The 16,007-nt window shown below is 62.3% G+C and carries 13 protein-coding genes and 1 pseudogene; 6 read left to right on the forward strand and 8 right to left on the reverse strand.

Annotation, left to right across the window (positions count from 1 at the left end):
* Nucleotides 1–215 precede the first annotated feature (215 nt).
* Complete coding sequence (locus AAIL66_RS15490; protein ID WP_343497142.1) at nt 216–2,006, forward strand: acyl-CoA dehydrogenase; 1,791 nt, start codon at nt 216–218, stop codon at nt 2,004–2,006.
* A gap of 445 nt (nt 2,007–2,451) precedes the next feature.
* Here the strand turns inward: AAIL66_RS15490 and rng are convergent, their stop codons facing one another.
* From rng to AAIL66_RS15525, 7 genes are all read right to left on the reverse strand, one after another.
* Nucleotides 2,452–3,939 (reverse strand): ribonuclease G, encoded by a 1,488-nt coding sequence (gene rng, locus AAIL66_RS15495; protein WP_003062776.1) that lies wholly within the window; start codon nt 3,937–3,939, stop codon nt 2,452–2,454.
* 140 nt (nt 3,940–4,079) lie between these two features.
* Nucleotides 4,080–4,694 (reverse strand): Maf family protein, encoded by a 615-nt coding sequence (locus AAIL66_RS15500; RefSeq protein ID WP_034358393.1) that lies wholly within the window; start codon nt 4,692–4,694, stop codon nt 4,080–4,082.
* A gap of 110 nt (nt 4,695–4,804) precedes the next feature.
* On the reverse strand, nt 4,805–5,272 hold the full coding sequence (gene rlmH / locus AAIL66_RS15505; RefSeq protein WP_003053899.1) for a 23S rRNA (pseudouridine(1915)-N(3))-methyltransferase RlmH: 468 nt from the start codon (nt 5,270–5,272) through the stop codon (nt 4,805–4,807).
* The gene (gene rsfS, locus AAIL66_RS15510) at nt 5,273–5,950 is read right to left on the reverse strand and encodes a ribosome silencing factor (RefSeq protein ID WP_034377625.1); all 678 of its coding nucleotides are present in this window, start codon (nt 5,948–5,950) and stop codon (nt 5,273–5,275) included.
* Nucleotides 5,951–6,194: 244 nt separating this feature from the next.
* Complete coding sequence (gene hemF, locus AAIL66_RS15515; protein ID WP_343497144.1) at nt 6,195–7,148, reverse strand: oxygen-dependent coproporphyrinogen oxidase; 954 nt, start codon at nt 7,146–7,148, stop codon at nt 6,195–6,197.
* Nucleotides 7,148–8,440 carry a phosphoribosylamine--glycine ligase gene (gene purD / locus AAIL66_RS15520; protein WP_343497145.1) on the reverse strand — a complete coding sequence of 431 codons (1,293 nt, stop codon included), beginning with the start codon at nt 8,438–8,440 and terminating at the stop codon, nt 7,148–7,150. Before purD ends, hemF begins: the two co-directional genes overlap by 1 nt.
* The gene (locus tag AAIL66_RS15525; protein WP_003053891.1) at nt 8,437–9,156 is read right to left on the reverse strand and encodes a YebC/PmpR family DNA-binding transcriptional regulator; all 720 of its coding nucleotides are present in this window, start codon (nt 9,154–9,156) and stop codon (nt 8,437–8,439) included. Before AAIL66_RS15525 ends, purD begins: the two co-directional genes overlap by 4 nt.
* An 80-nt stretch (nt 9,157–9,236) precedes the next feature.
* On the opposite strand from AAIL66_RS15525, the gene AAIL66_RS15530 reads away from it, so the two are divergent.
* From AAIL66_RS15530 to upp, 5 genes are all read left to right on the forward strand, one after another.
* Nucleotides 9,237–10,772: a helicase HerA-like C-terminal domain-containing protein gene (locus AAIL66_RS15530; protein WP_034358396.1), complete on the forward strand. Its 1,536-nt coding sequence runs from the start codon at nt 9,237–9,239 to the stop codon at nt 10,770–10,772.
* A 254-nt stretch (nt 10,773–11,026) separates the two neighbouring features.
* Nucleotides 11,027–12,601: a methyl-accepting chemotaxis protein gene (locus AAIL66_RS15535; protein WP_034358397.1), complete on the forward strand. Its 1,575-nt coding sequence runs from the start codon at nt 11,027–11,029 to the stop codon at nt 12,599–12,601.
* Between the two features lie 174 nt (nt 12,602–12,775).
* Nucleotides 12,776–13,672 (forward strand): enoyl-CoA hydratase-related protein, encoded by an 897-nt coding sequence (locus tag AAIL66_RS15540; protein ID WP_343497146.1) that lies wholly within the window; start codon nt 12,776–12,778, stop codon nt 13,670–13,672.
* Between the two features lie 181 nt (nt 13,673–13,853).
* Complete coding sequence (locus AAIL66_RS15545; RefSeq protein WP_034358401.1) at nt 13,854–14,828, forward strand: threo-3-hydroxy-L-aspartate ammonia-lyase; 975 nt, start codon at nt 13,854–13,856, stop codon at nt 14,826–14,828.
* A gap of 111 nt (nt 14,829–14,939) precedes the next feature.
* Nucleotides 14,940–15,572: a uracil phosphoribosyltransferase gene (upp, locus tag AAIL66_RS15550; RefSeq protein WP_003062768.1), complete on the forward strand. Its 633-nt coding sequence runs from the start codon at nt 14,940–14,942 to the stop codon at nt 15,570–15,572.
* Between the two features lie 118 nt (nt 15,573–15,690).
* Here the strand turns inward: upp and AAIL66_RS15555 are convergent.
* Nucleotides 15,691–16,007, reverse strand: a pseudogene (locus tag AAIL66_RS15555) (tetratricopeptide repeat protein); the annotation flags it as partial.

The following is a 16,007-nucleotide window of genomic DNA, read 5'->3' on the forward strand; positions in this document are numbered from 1 at the left end:
TGCGCGTCTGCGACTGCGGCAAGCCCGTCACAGCCTCTAGAATCATTCCGTTTACGTAAACGTCAAACCAATGCGAGGGCCTGACATTCTTGCCAGGCGCCGGACATGAAGTCGAGGGAAGCCCCTGCCATCCGTGGCTGGCAACATCCCCAACAATCCAAGGCACAAACCAGGTCTGGCAGCCAGCCGGGCCAGCATTCAAGGAAACAGAGACGATGACCTACAAAGCGCCCATCAAAGACATGCTGTTCGACATGGAGCATCTGGCCCAGATCGAGCAGGTCGCCCAGATTCCCGGCTTTGAAGATGCGGGGCTGGAAACCGCGCAGGCCGTTCTCGAAGAATGCGCCAAGCTCTGCGAAGGCGTGGTCGCCCCCCTGAATGTTCCCGGCGACCTCAATCCCTCGTCCTTCAAGGATGGTGTGGTCACCACCACGCCCGGCTTTGCCGATGCCTTCAAGCAGTACGCCGAAGGCGGCTGGCAGGGTCTACAGCATCCTGCCGACTTTGGCGGCCAGGGCCTGCCCAAGACCATTGGCGCGGCCTGTATCGAGATGCTCAACAGCGCCAACCTGAGCTTTGCGCTGTGCCCGCTGCTGACCGACGGCGCCATCGAGGCGCTGCTGACTGCCGGCAGTGACGCGCTCAAGTCCACCTATCTGGAAAAGCTCGTGACCGGCGAATGGACAGGCACCATGAACCTGACCGAGCCCCAGGCCGGCTCCGACCTGGCCCTGGTCCGCACCAGGGCCGAGCCTCAGGGCGACGGCAGTTACAAGGTCTTCGGCACCAAGATCTTCATCACCTATGGCGAGCACGATATGGCGGACAACATCGTCCACCTGGTGCTGGCCCGCGTGGCCGGCGCTCCCGAGGGCGTCAAGGGCATCAGCCTGTTTGTCGTGCCCAAGTTCCTCGTGAACCAGGACGGCTCCTTGGGCAAGCGCAACGATGTGCACTGCGTCAGCATCGAGCACAAGATGGGCATCAAGGCCTCGCCCACGGCCGTGCTGCAATTTGGCGACAACGGGGGAGCCATCGGCTACCTCGTGGGCGAGGAAAACCGCGGCCTCGAATACATGTTCATCATGATGAACGCCGCCCGCTATGCCGTGGGCCTGCAGGGCCTGGCCGTCGCCGAGCGTGCCTACCAGCACGCCGTGGCCTACGCCAAAGAACGCGTGCAAAGCCGCCCCGTAGACGGATCGGTCAAGGCCAGCGCCACCATCATCCACCACCCCGATGTGCGCCGCATGCTGATGACTATGCGTGCCAGCAACGAGGGCTGCCGCGCCATGGCCACCACGGCCGCTGCCGCCTACGATGCCGCCCACCACCATCCGGACGCCGAAGTGCGTCAGGCCAACCAGACCTTCTATGAATTCATGGTGCCCCTGGTCAAGGGCTACAGCACCGAAATGAGCCTGGAAGTCACCAGCCTGGGCGTACAGGTGCATGGCGGCATGGGCTTCATCGAGGAAACCGGCGCCGCCCAGTATTACCGCGACGCCAAGATCCTGACCATCTATGAGGGCACGACCGCCATCCAGGCCAATGACCTGGTCGGCCGCAAGACCGCGCGTGATGGCGGCCAGACCGCCAAGGCCATTGCCGCCCAGATCGAAAAGACCGAGGCGGCTCTCATTGCCAGCGGCACCGATGCGGCCAAGGCGGTCGCGAGGAATCTGGCCCAGGCCCGTCAGGCCTTTGTGCAGGTGGTGGACTTCATCGTGGCAAAGGCCAAGGCCGACCCCAATGCGGCGTATGCGGGCAGCGTTCCCTATCTGATGCTCACCGGCAACCTGGTCGCCGGCTGGCAGCTGGGCCGCTCGGTGCTGGCCGCGCAGGAGCTGCTGGCCAAGGGCCAGGACATGGCCTTCATGCAGGCCAAGCTGGCCACGGCACAGTTCTATGCCGAACATATCCTGACCCGCGTGCCCGGCCAGGCCCTTGCCGTGATCAACGGCGCCGCCAGCGTGATGGCATTGCCCATGGATCTATTCTGATCTTGCACCTGACGGCGGGGCGATAACGCCCTGCCCCATCATGATGTGCATGGAAATAGCGGCTAGCGCTTATGGATAAAGCGCAAGCCGCTATTTTTTTGAATCCCTAGAACACATCTGCCAGGACTTACGCAAACAAGATTGCAGCGACGGCCTGCCTCATGCAGCAGTCATCCTGCCTGAACCCGTTCCATGCCATCCTCATTGCTTTTCACCGGGATTATGACGCGGATGTACAGGCCCTCAGTCAGGCCTCGTGGTCATTTAGATTCGCAGAAATTTTCCATTTAATCCGTAGGCGTCGCCTAACGTCCCACACTCCAGCTACCTGGAAATGCCATATGCAAATAGATCAGTTTGGAGAAGTTGAGCAACAAATTACTTTGAGCATTGTCTAAATTTGGAAAATGATTTCCATATCAAATGACGCTGAATGCACTCTCACTCACAGCAGCACAATGTCGTATTGCTCCTGCGCCATCGCAGTCTCGGCCTGCAGCGAAATGGGCTTGCCGATGAAGTCGGAGAGGCTGGCTAGGTGCTGGCTTTCCTCGTCGAGGAACATCTCCACCACTTTGGGCGATGCCACGACGCGGAACTCATGCGGATTGAACTGACGGGCTTCGCGCAGGATTTCACGCAGCACTTCGTAGCAGATGCTGCGCGCGGTCTTGACGTTGCCCTTGCCGGAGCAGGCTTCACAGGGCTCGCACAGCATATGGGCCAGCGACTCGCGCGTACGCTTGCGCGTCATCTCCACCAGGCCCAGCTGAGAGAAGCCTCCAGCCATGGTCTTGACGCGGTCGCGTGCCAGCTGGCGGCGGAATTCGGAGAGCACCTCGCCCTGGTGCTCCTCGCGCACCATGTCGATGAAGTCCACGATGACGATGCCGCCCAGATTGCGCAGGCGCAGCTGACGTGCAATGGCGTGCGCCGCTTCCAGGTTGGTCTTGAAGATGGTGTCGTCAAAATTGCGTGCACCGACATAGCCGCCGGTATTCACATCGATGGTGGTCAGGGCTTCGGTCTGATCGACGATCAGATAGCCGCCCGACTTCAGATCCACACGCCGCCCCAGCGCACGCGCGATTTCCTCGTCGATGTTGTAGAGGTCGAAAATCGGCCTCTCGCCCTTGTACAACGCAAGCTTGGGCACTGCCGCAGGCATGTATTCCTGGCCAAAGCTCTTGAGCAGCGCAAACTGCTCGCGCGAATCGATGCGAATGCTCTGGGTGTTCTCGCCGACCAGATCCCGCAGCACACGTTGCAGCAGGTTTAGATCCTGATGCAGCACCGACATGACGGGCAGCTTCTGCGCCGCATCCTTGATACGCGCCCAGGTCTTGCGCAGATAGCGGATGTCATCGGCCAGCTCGGCATCGCTGGATTCCTCGCCATTGGTGCGCAGAATGAACCCGCCGCCACCGCCCCCCTCCTTGGTGCCGACCAGCTCCTGCAGACGGGCCCGCAAGGCGTCGCGCTCGTTCTGGGGAATTTTCTGGGAGATGCCGATATGGTCGTCCTGCGGCAGAAACACCAGCAGGCGCCCGGCAATGCTGATCTGCGTGGACAGGCGCGCACCCTTGGTACCTATGGGGTCCTTGATGACCTGCACCATGATGGACTGCCCCTCGAATACCTGTTTTTCGATGGGCGTCAGCGGCTGGTCCTTGCGCGCGAACATCGGGGCTTCGCCATTTTCCTGACGCTGCCAGACATCGGCCACATGCAAAAAGGCCGCACGCTCCAGACCGATATCGATGAAGGCCGACTGCATGCCTGGAAGCACACGCGAGACCTTGCCCAGATAGATGTTGCCGACGAGTCCCCGCTCCAGCGGACGCTCCATGTGCAACTCCTGCACGGCGCCGTTTTCGACAATCGCCACCCGCGTTTCCTGCGGCGACCAGTTGATCAAAATATCTTGCTGCATTGACTGTCGTTCTTTCTTTATATGTCCTGGCTTTTGCTGCGCCCAGTGTGCGACGCACGCATGGCTGGCGCAAGACAGCTGCCATGCAGAACTTCCCTTGGGGGAAGCCTCAAGAACAGAGTGTCGATTGCGCCAAAGGTTCAGAGCGGCCAGCCCAGCTGGCGCAAAAGCTCGGCAGTTTCGTAAACAGGCAGGCCCATGATGGCCGAATAGCTGCCGCGGATCTCTGCAATATGTGCGGCCGCCCTGCCCTGTATGCCATAGGCACCGGCCTTGCCCATGGGCTCGCCCGTAAGCACATAGGCATCGATCTGCGCCTCGGTCATGGGCGCAAAGCGCACGGTGGACACCGACAGGGCCTGCAGACGCCGCACGCCGCTTTGCAGCGCCACGGCAGTCAGCACCTCATGTTCGGCCCCGGAGAGCAGACGCAGGATACGTCGCGCGTCTTCGGCATCGGCGGGCTTGCCCAGAATCTGCTTGCCCAGGGCCACGGTGGTGTCGGAGCACAGAATGGGCGCTACCGGCAAACCGCGCCGCGCATGGCGGGCCACGGCCGCATCGAGCTTGCCGGCCGTCACGCGCTGCACATAGTCATGGGGGTCTTCCCCAGCCAGCTCGGCCTCTATGGCCTCGGCATCCTCGGCGATGTCGCCGGCTGCATTGGGCAGCAGCAATTCATGCGCCACCCCCAGCTGCTCGAGCAACTGACGACGGCGGGGACTTTGGGATGCAAGATAGAGAATGGGCGCCATGATTTTGATTAAAAATGGCCTCTAGCGCCCATATATAAAGCGCAATAGGCTATCAAAATCATAGTATCACGCACTGCGCGAAATTGCACGCAGAGTCCGATCACAAGCGCTTATTCGCGATGGTAGGGATGGCCGGCATTGACCGACCAGGCGCGGTAGAGCTGCTCGATCAGCAGCACGCGCACCATGGCATGCGGCAGGGTCAGATCGGAGAGGCGGATGCGCTCGTGTGCCGCTGCCTTGAACTCGGGGTCCAGGCCGTCGGGGCCGCCGATGACCAGGGCCACATCATCGCTCTCGAGCTGCCAGCCCTTGAGACGCTGGGCCAGCGCCTTGGTGGTCAGATTCGTGCCGCGCTCGTCGAGCACCACGATGCGGGTGCCTCTGGGAATGGCGGCTTCGATACGCTTGCGCTCTGCCGCATACAGGGTCTCCAGCGTCTTGGAGCCGCGCGGCTCGGTCTTGACGGCCTTGAGTTCGACCTTGAGTTCGGGCGGAAAGCGCTTGGCGTAATCGTCGTAGGCCGTCTGCGCCCAGTCGGGCACATGCAGGCCTACAGCCACGATGGTCAGCTTCATTTAGGCCTTGGCGCGGGGAGCACGCTTGGCTGCGGGTTTGGCCGCAACCGGCTTGGCCGTACGGGGCGTGCTGGGCTTGACGACCACGGTCTTGACCGTCTTGGTGGCTGCGGACTTGGCAGCAGGCTTCTTGGCTGCAGGCTTGGCACCGGCGGCCGTCTTGGCTGCGGGCTTCTTGGCCGCAGCCTTCTTGGCAGCAGGCTTTTTCTCGACCACGGTGTTTTCCGCTGCTGCCTTTTCCACGGCCAGCTTGGCAGCCAGTTTCTTGGCGGCCACTTCTGCGGGCTTGGGCTTGGCGGCACCGATCTTCATACGCACCGGTGTCTCGCCCCAGATTTCTTCCAGGCGGTAGTACTGGCGGATGGCCGGCTGCATGATGTGGCAGACAACCGAGCCGCAGTCCACGATGATCCATTCGCCGTTTTGCTCACCTTCCTGGCGGGGCACGGGAAAACCTGCTTCCTTGACGGCTTCGCGCACGCTGGAGGCAAGTGCCTTGGTCTGGCGGTTGGAAGTACCCGAAGCCACGATCACGCGCTCGAACAGCGGGGACAGTGCTTCGGTGTTGAACACCTGGATGTCGTGGGCCTTGACGTCTTCGAGGCCGTCAACAATGGCTCGCTGGAGTTTGGTGACGTCGCGCTTGGCTGCGGAATCCGATTTGGTGGAGGTGGTCATCAGGCGATGGAATCAGTAAATGATGGGATCAATATAGCGTGTGCTGCGCCACACCCGTATCAGGGTTGGGTTAGCGTCTACGTTCAGGCCTCTAAGACCTGCGCTCTTCACGCATTGAAAAAGGTTGACGCGCCAGTCGATAGCGCGCATCCAGCTATGGAAATTATAGTTTTCTAAAAATTTCCCTGCTGACAGGGCTTTATGCCCGATCAGCAGGGGATCCGGCCTGTTGAACGCCTGTGCCTCAGAGCCAGTCACGGCGAATCAGGAATTTCTCGAGCAGATCGCGCTCGGGTGTACCGGGGGCATCCTCACGCTGATAGCTCCAGTCCGCATGAGGCGGCATGGACAGCAGAATGGATTCGGTGCGGCCGCCGGACTGCAGGCCGAAATGCGTGCCGCGGTCCCAGACCAGGTTGAATTCCACATAGCGGCCACGGCGGTAGCGCTGGAAATCCACCTGCTGCTGCGTGTACTGCGCATGCCGGCGACGCTCCACGATGGGCAGATAGGCCTTCAGAAAGGCATCGCCAACCGAGCGCAGCATGGCAAAGCTCTGCTGCTGACCCAGTTCGCTGAAATCATCGAAAAAGATACCGCCAATGCCGCGCTGCTCGTTGCGATGCTTGAGGAAGAAGTACTCGTCGCACCATTGCTTGAAGCGCGGATAGAGCTGATCGCCAAATGGCGCCAGCGCATCACGGCAGATCTGATGGAAATGCACGGCGTCTTCCTCGAAGCCGTAGACCGGCGTCAAATCCATGCCGCCGCCAAACCAGCAGGTCTTGGGCTGCCCCTCATGGCCGGCCGAAATCATGCGCACATTCATGTGCACCGTTGGCACCAAGGGACTGCGCGGATGAAATACCAGCGACACGCCCATGGCCTCGAACGGCGCACCGGCCAGTTCGGGCCGATGCTGTGTGGCCGAGGGCGGCAGCTGCGGCCCGCGCACATGCGAGAAACCGCAGCCTGCGCGCTCGAACACGCGCCCGCGCTCCATGATCTTCGTGACACCGTTGCCCTGCAGCTTTTCGCCCGGCTCCTTGTGCCAGGCGTCGGCCAGGAAACGCGCACCACCCTCGCCTTCGATGGTTTCCAGCGCCTCGGTGATGCGGGTCTGCAGACCCATGAGGTACTCACGCACCTCGGCCGCAGGCAGCTGATCAGCCACAGAAGATGAGGATGTCTGGTTCATCAGTCGGCCTTCTTGACGGCACGGAAGCCGATGTCGCGACGATACTGGGCACCATCGAAATGGATGCCACGTGCCACGTCATACACCTTCTGCTGCGCCTGCTTGACACTGTCGGCCAACACGGTCACGCAGAGCACGCGACCACCGCTGGTCACAGGCTGGCCGTCATCGCCCAGCTGGGTGCCGGCATGGAAGACCATGGCATCGTCGGCTGCGGCGGGCAGACCGGTGATGACATCGCCCTTGCGCGGGTCTTCGGGGTAGCCAGCAGCAGCCATGACCACGCCCAATGCGGTACGCCGGTCCCACTGCAGCTCCAGCTGGTCGAGCCTGCCTTCGCAGGCTGCCAGCATCACATCCACCAGATCGCTCTTGAGACGCATCATGATGGGCTGGGTTTCCGGATCGCCCATGCGGCAGTTGAACTCCAGCGTCTTGGGGTGACCTGCCTTGTCGATCATCAGACCTGCGTACAGGAAGCCGGTATAGGGCACACCGTCTTTTTCCATGCCACGGATGGTGGGCAGAATGATTTCGCGCATGGCACGGGCGTGCACATCGGCGGTCACCACGGGCGCTGGCGAATAAGCGCCCATGCCGCCGGTGTTGGGGCCCTGGTCGCCATCCTTGAGACGCTTGTGGTCCTGGCTGGTCGCCAGTGCCAGCACGTTCTTGCCGTCGCACAGCACGATGAAGCTGGCTTCCTCGCCGTCGAGGAATTCCTCGATCACGACGCGTGCACCGCCTTCGTTGTGCTGCACACCGTATTTGTTGTCCACCAGCATGAAGTCCACTGCATCGTGGGCTTCCTGCAGCGACATGGCAACCACCACGCCCTTGCCGGCAGCCAGGCCGTCGGCCTTGATGACAATGGGCACACCGAGGCGATCCACATAGGCATGGGCAGCAACCGGGTCGGTGAAGGTTTCATATTGCGCCGTGGGGATGCTGTGGCGTGCCATGAAGTCCTTGGAAAAAGCCTTGGACGACTCCAGCTGGGCTGCAGCCTTGGTCGGGCCGAAGACCTTGAGTCCGTGGGCTCGGAACTCATCGACCACGCCAGCCGCCAGCGGAGCCTCGGGCCCTACGACGGTCACGGCAATCTTTTCCGCCTGGGCCCATTCGCGCAGAGCCTTCACATCGGTGATGTCGAGGTTCTCCAGCTTGCCGCCAGCCAGGGCAGTGCCACCGTTACCGGGAGCCACATAGACCTTGGTCGCCTTGGGCGATTCGGCCAACTTCCACGCCAGAGCGTGCTCACGGCCACCGCCGCCAATCACAAGAATTTTCATAGTTCTGCGTTGTGGTAGACGTCCTGAACGTCATCCAAGTCTTCAATCATGTCCAGCAGCTTCTGCATGCGAGCTGCATCATCGCCTTCGAGAGCGATTGTATTTTCGGGGCGCATGGTCACCTCGGCCATGTCGGCGGTAAAGCCGGCGGCCTGCAGTGCGTCACGCACGGCTTCAAAGTCGCCGGGGGCCGTCAGCACCTCGATGCCACCTTCGTCATCGGTGATCACATCGTCGGCACCGGCCTCCAGCGCGATCTCCATGACTTTTTCTTCGTCCGTGCCGGGGGCGAACATGATCTGCCCCACATGCTTGAACTGGAAGGCCACCGAGCCTTCGGTGCCCATATTGCCACCGTACTTGCTGAATGCATGGCGAACATCGGCCACCGTACGTACGCGATTGTCCGTCATTGTGTCCACAATGATGGCCGCGCCGCCGATGCCATAGCCTTCGTAACGGATTTCCTCGTAGGTCACGCCGTCGAGGTTACCCGTGGCCTTGTCGATATTGCGCTTGATATTGTCGGCCGGCATATTGGCGGCCTTGGCCTTGTCCACCGCCAGACGCAGACGCGGGTTGGCGCTCAGATCGCCGCCGCCTTGGCGGGCTGCGACCATGATTTCACGAATGATGCGCGTCCAGATGCGGCCACGTTTTTCATCCTGACGACCCTTGCGGTGCTGGATGTTGGCCCATTTGCTGTGTCCTGCCACAGGGAATCCTTTGATATTTGATTTAACCTAGCGGGAGCGATTTTACTTTTGACTGCATGCCCCCCCAGAGGAAACCCGAAATGGCTTCACCCCTTTTGATTGCCCAGCACTCTGCCACAGAATGTGTACTGCTGCCCGGACTGGCCAATCGGCATGGCCTGATCACCGGTGCCACCGGCACCGGCAAGACCGTCACGCTGCAAAAACTGGCCGAAAGCTTCTCGCAGATAGGCGTGCCGGTCTTCATGGCCGACGTCAAAGGAGACCTGAGCGGTATCAGCCAGGCCGGCAAGATAGGCGACAAGCTGGCCGCCTCGCTCAAGGAGCGCGGCCTGGACCTGCCCCAGCCCCTGGCCTGCCCCGCCACGCTGTGGGATGTGTTCGGCGAGCAGGGCCATCCCGTGCGCGCCACCATCTCGGACATGGGCCCTCTGCTCATAGGCCGCATGCTGAATCTGAACGAGACCCAGATGGGCGTGCTCAATCTGGTGTTCAAGATCGCCGACGACAACGGCATGCTGCTGCTGGACCTCAAGGATCTGCGCGCCATGCTGAACTTCGTGGGCGACAACGCCAAGCAGTTCACCACCCAGTACGGCAACATCAGCTCGGCCAGCGTGGGAGCCATACAGCGCGGACTGCTGACCATCGAAAGCCAGGGCGGCGACAAGTTCTTTGGCGAGCCCATGCTCGACATCAACGATCTGATGCAGACCGACGCCAACGGCATGGGCGTGGTCAATGTGCTGGCGGCGGACAAGCTGATGAACGCGCCGCGCCTGTACTCGACTTTTTTGCTCTGGCTTCTGTCCGAGCTGTTCGAGCAATTGCCGGAAATCGGCGACCCCGAGAAGCCCAAGCTGGTGTTTTTCTTTGACGAGGCCCACCTGCTGTTCAACGATGCGCCCAAGGTGCTGATCGAGCGCATCGAGCTGGTCGTGCGCCTGGTGCGCTCCAAGGGCGTGGGCGTGTACTTCGTCACCCAGAACCCGCTGGACGTTCCCGACAGCGTGCTTGGGCAGTTGGGCAACCGCGTGCAGCATGCCTTGCGCGCCTTCACCCCGCGCGACCAAAAGGCCGTGGCCTCGGCCGCCTCCACCATGCGCCCCAATCCCGGCCTGGACATTGCCGCGGCCATCACCGAGCTGGCCGTGGGCGAGGCCCTGGTCAGCTTCCTCGACGAAAAAGGCCGCCCCAGCGTGACCGAGCGCGTGTTCGTGATCCCGCCCGGCAGCCAGCTCGGCCCCATCACGGCCGAGCAGCGCAAGGCGCTGATCGATGGCTCCCTGGTCGCCGGCGTCTACGAGAAGGCCGTAGACCGCGAATCCGCCTTCGAGATATTGCACGACCGCACTGCGAGCGCCACGCCTGCCAAGCCCGGTGACGCCCCTGCCGCTGCCGCTGCGGCAGGCTCGACCCAGCAAGCCAGCGCCACAGACTCCATGATGGACGGACTCAAGGAGCTACTGTTCGGTCGCACCGGCCCGCGCGGCGGCCAGCACGACGGCCTGGTGCAGACCATGGCCAAGTCCACGGTGCGCACCGTGGGCAACAGCCTGGGCAAGGAAATCCTGCGCGGCGTGCTGGGCGGCATTCTGGGCAACAAGAAACGCTGAGCGCTAAACCACGCCCCGCTCCCAAGGCCTGCTTCAGCAGGCCTTTTTCATGGCCGCAGCAGAGAAAATCCTCAAGGCCGCACTCATTATGTCGATACATAATAAATCCAGCTCCTGGTGCCTGCCGCCAGTCTCCTGGAACGGTGCTGTGCCTGCACAGCCGCTTCTTTCTCTACGCTAACCACGCTGCCCGGTCTTGCCGCAGACCACCAGTTCGCTCCGGCCAGGCAGTGCTTTTGCAATATTTTCAGCCAATGCAATTCAATCAATGGCGTGTCTCCACCAAGCTGTGGTGCACTTTGGGCGGGCTTCTGACCATGATGCTGGCCGTCTCGCTCTGGAACCAGCACTCGTCCACCCAGGCCCTGCAGACCGGCATGCAGACCCTGGCCGACTATGACAATCGCATCAACCTCGCCCTGCAGTGGAAAGGTGCGACCGAGACCACGGGCGAGCGCGTGCTCACCAGCAATATGACCACCGACGAGGCGCTGACCCAGCGCATGGACGAGCGTGTCAGCGAAGGCGTGGCCGTCAATGGGGCACTGCAGGCACAGGTCATCAAACTGGCTCAAAGCGATGCCGACAAGGCCGCCCTGCAGAAGATCGCAGCCGTGCGTGCCGAGGTTCTGGCGCTGAACAAGCAGGCGCGCGAGATCAAGCTGACCGGCGATATCGAAGCCATGCGCGACTTCATCCGCCAGCAATATCTGGGTGCCATTGGCCGCTACGCCGATTCGCTGCAGGACTTTGTGAAGCTGCAGGAGCAGCAGCGCGACGCCGCCAGCCTTCAGTTGCAGCAAGATCAGCAAAAAGCGATCTGGCTGTCCTGGGTGGTTCAGGCCCTGGTGCTGACGGCCGCTCTGGGCCTGGCGCTGGCCCTCACCCGCTCCATCACCCAGCCTCTGAACGAAGCCGTGGAGCTGACCCAGGCCATTGCACAGGGCGATCTCACGGTCACCGCCGGCAACGACCGCCATGACGAGTTCGGCCGCCTGCTGAGCTCCGTCTCGACCATGGCCGCCCAACTGCGCAGCCTGGTGGCCGATGTACGCACCAGCGTGCACTCCATCAGCACCGCCTCGGCCGAAATCGCCACCGGCAACCACGATCTGTCCGCACGCACCGAGCAGACCGCCGCCAATCTTGAGGAAACCGCAGCCAGCATGGAGCAGCTGACCGCCACCGTCGCCCAGGCCTCGGACACCGCGCGCCAGGCCAACCATCTGGCAGGCAATGCCGCACAGGTGGCCCAGCGTGGCGGCCATGTGGTGCAGTCCGTGGTCAGCAGCATGGGACGCATCAGCGACAGCGCGCACCGCATCTCCGACATCATCGGCGTGATCGACTCCATCGCCTTCCAGACCAATATCCTGGCCCTCAACGCGGCTGTCGAAGCCGCGCGCGCCGGCGAGCAAGGCCGAGGCTTTGCCGTGGTCGCCGGCGAGGTGCGCGCCCTGGCCCACCGCAGTGCCGAGGCCGCCAAGGAGATCAAGGCGCTCATCACCACCTCCGTGGACGCCGCCCAGGAAGGCGCCGACCAGGTCTCCCAGGCAGGCCGCGTGATGGAAGAGATCGTCAGCAGCGTCGGCAAGGTCTCGGACATGATTGGCGAGATCAGTGCCTCGGCCATGGAGCAGCATGACGGCATCAGCCAGGTCAACCAGGCCGTGACCAATCTGGATCAAATGACGCAGCAGAATGCCGCCCTGGTCGAGGAATCCACGGCTGCCGCCGTCTCGCTGAGCGACCAGGCCCAGCGCCTCACCGGCATGGTGGCCGTATTCAAGGTCCAGGCTGCGGACAGAGCGCCGGCCCTGACTGCCTGATCCTGGTTGAAGTTGCTGGAACACAGCATCCGTCTCTTCACCAGCTTCTCCGCCGTTCCCTCCATTGCACCCAGGAAGGAACGGCTGACACCGCAGGTTTGACCCAGACCGGTTTTTCTGTCTGCAGTCGCAAGTGTGACTGGCGCGGCCTATGCAGCAAGACACCATGCCGGCATGCCCCATACCTCTGACGACACCTTGCTGACCGCCGGTCTGAGCAGCTTTCGCCTGGACCTGGTCGACCATATTGCCCATCTGGTGCTCAACCGCCCCGATGCCTTCAACACCCTGAATCCCAGGTTCTGGCAGGAGCTGGACCTGGTGCTGGATACGCTGCAGCGCAGCGGCCAGTCGCGCGCGCTGGTAATCAGCAGCACGGGCAAGCATTTTTGCGCCGGCATGGCACTCGAGACCTTTGCCGACCCTGCCTTTGCGCCCAATGACCGCACGCCCGAGGGCCGCGCCGCCATCATCGACACCCTGGCCCAGTTGCAGTCCACCTTCAACAAGATCGAAGCCCTGCGCATGCCCGTGATCTGCGCCATCCAGGGCGCCTGCGTGGGTGGTGGGCTGGATCTGGTGGCCACGGCCTGCATACGCTATGCCAGCGCCGAGTCCTTTTTCTGCGTGCAGGAGATCAATATCGGCATGACCGCCGACCTGGGCAGCCTGCAGCGCCTGCCCAAACTGATGCCGCTTGGCATCGTCAAGGAGCTGGCCTACACCGGCCGACGCATGACTGCCCAGGAGGCCGCCAGCCACGGTCTGGTCAACGCCGTCTACGACACGCCCGAAGCCACCGTCACAGCAGCTCTCGCATGCGCGCGCGAAATTGCGGCCAAGCCGCCCGTGGCCATCTGGGGCAGCAAGCAGGTGATCAATTACGCGCGCGACCACAGCGTGAGCGACTCGCTGCAGCAAATGGGCTGGGTGCAGAGCGGCATCTGGAGCAACCGGCACGTCATGGAGGCCGTGAGTGCCATGCAGGCCAAGCGCGCCGGCGACTTCCCCCCGCTGGAGCCGCTGCAGGCGTTTGCGCCGGCGCTGCCCCAAGCGGACAATCGCTCCTAATTAGATAGCAACCAGCCCTTTTCAAAAAAGGGCCACATGCTATCCCTGCTCTTGTTTGCCTATCTTTTCGATGCGCTGCAGCACACCATCAACGTGTCGATGAGCAGCAACGCAGCAATTCGGGTTGAAGTGGACCATGCCCCGCTATCATGGATCAGTCACCACCTCAGCCTGTCTTGCCATGAGCACAAACACCGCCCCCCTGCCCACTTACGACGATGTCGTGGCCGCTGCCCAGCGCCTGCAGGGCGTAGCCCACCGCACGCCGGTACTGACCAGCCGCACCATGGACGAACAGCTGGGCGCGCGCCTGTTCTTCAAGTGCGAGAACCTGCAGCGCATAGGTGCTTTCAAGTTTCGCGGTGCCTACAACGCTCTGGCACAGTTCACACCCGAGCAGCGCAAGGGCGGTGCCCTGGCTTTTTCCTCAGGCAACCATGCCCAGGCCATTGCCCAGGCAGCGCAGTTGCTGGACATGCCTGCCCTGATCGTCATGCCCGAGGATGCACCGGCCTCCAAGATGGCGGCCACGCGCGGCTATGGCGCCCAGGTCGTCACCTACAACCGCTTCACCGAAGACCGCGAAGCCATCGCCGACAAGCTGGCGACCGAGCGCGGTATGACACTGATCCCGCCCTACAACCACCGCGACGTGATTGCCGGCCAGGGCACGGCCGTCAAGGAGCTGTTGGAGGAAGTACCGGATCTGGACTATCTGTTTGTCTGCCTGGGCGGCGGCGGTCTGCTCTCCGGCAGTCTGCTGGCCGCCAACGCCCTGGCTCCGCAATGCAAGGTGATCGGCGTCGAGCCCGAAGCCGGTAACGATGTGCAGCAGTCGCTGCGCGCCGGCCATATCGTCAAAATAGCTACGCCGCGCACCATTGCCGACGGTGCTCAGACCCAGGCGCCGGGCGATCTGACCTTTGCCATCATCCAGCAGCGAGTGAACGAGGTTCTTACCGTCAACGACGAGCAATTGGTCCAGGCCATGCGCTTTTATGCCGAGCGCATGAAAATCGTGGTCGAGCCCACGGGATCGCTGTCTCTGGCAGCCGCCATCCACGGCGGTTTGCCGCTCAAGGGCAAGCGCGTGGGCATTGTGATCAGTGGCGGCAATGTGGATTTAGAGCGTTTTGCCAGCCTGCTGTCCGAGTGACAGCGAAAATAGCGTCCGTTGCGGCCCGGCCCGCATCCGCCTGATCTCAATTTTGCAAGCACGAGCCCGCCACAAGCGGGCCTGCCTGCCTTCACCACAAAGACCAAGAACATGAGCACTTTGCATTTGATCGACCACCCCCTGGTCCAGCACAAACTGACACTGATGCGCCGCAAGGAAGCATCGACCAACAGCTTTCGCCGCATGCTGGGCGAGCTGTCCACGCTGATGGCCTATGAGCTGACGCGCGACTTCCCGCTGCAGGATGTCGAGATCGAAACCCCCATGGAAAAGACCATGGGCAAGGTCATCGACGGCAAGAAGCTGGCGCTGGTGTCTATTCTGCGTGCCGGCAACGGCTTCCTGGACGGCATGCTCAACGTGGTGCCCGGTGCGCGCATCGGTCACATCGGCCTGTTCCGCGACCCCGAGACCCTCAAGCCCGTCGAGTACTACTACAAGATGCCCGAAAACATGGGCGAGCGCGACGTGATCGTGGTCGACCCCATGCTGGCCACCGGCAACTCGGCCGTGGCGGCCGTGCAGCAGCTCAAGGACAAGAGCGCGCCCAAGTCCATCAAGTTCATGTGCCTGCTGGCCGCCCCCGAAGGCGTGAAGACCATGCAGGCCGCCCACCCCGATGTGGACATCTACACCGCCGCCGTGGACCGCGAGCTGGACAGCCATGGCTACATCCTGCCCGGCCTGGGTGATGCGGGCGACCGTATCTTCGGCACCAAGTAAGCACGGCTGCTTGCCAACACAAAGCCCCAGGCGCAAGGCCTTGGGGCTTTTTTCATGCTCAAAACAGCCTGCAGAGCTTATCTATCAAGCGCTGGCAGCTATCAATTTCAGATCCAGCTCAGACCTGATTCAGCGCCATGTTGTTGAGCTTGTCCAGCCGTGCAGGCCAGCTGTCCTGCCGGGCCGACTGCAGCAAGATACGCGTCCAGGCAATCCAGGCATCCCACTGCACGCGCTTGTCCCAGGCATTGCCCCAGGTGCAAAAGCACTGCAACGCGCTCTCGGCGGCCCGAGCGGCATCGGCGCTGCGGCCAGCGCTCAGATAGAGCTGGGCCAGCACCATCTGCGGCTCGCCCACCCAGGGGTTGAGGGCCACGGCCTGCTCCAGCGTGGCGGTGGCAGCGTCCAGATCGACCAACGGCTGATCGAGCTGAA

The sequence above is a fragment of the Comamonas sp. F1-6 genome, from assembly GCF_039581415.1.
Lineage (GTDB): Bacteria > Pseudomonadota > Gammaproteobacteria > Burkholderiales > Burkholderiaceae_C > Comamonas > Comamonas thiooxydans.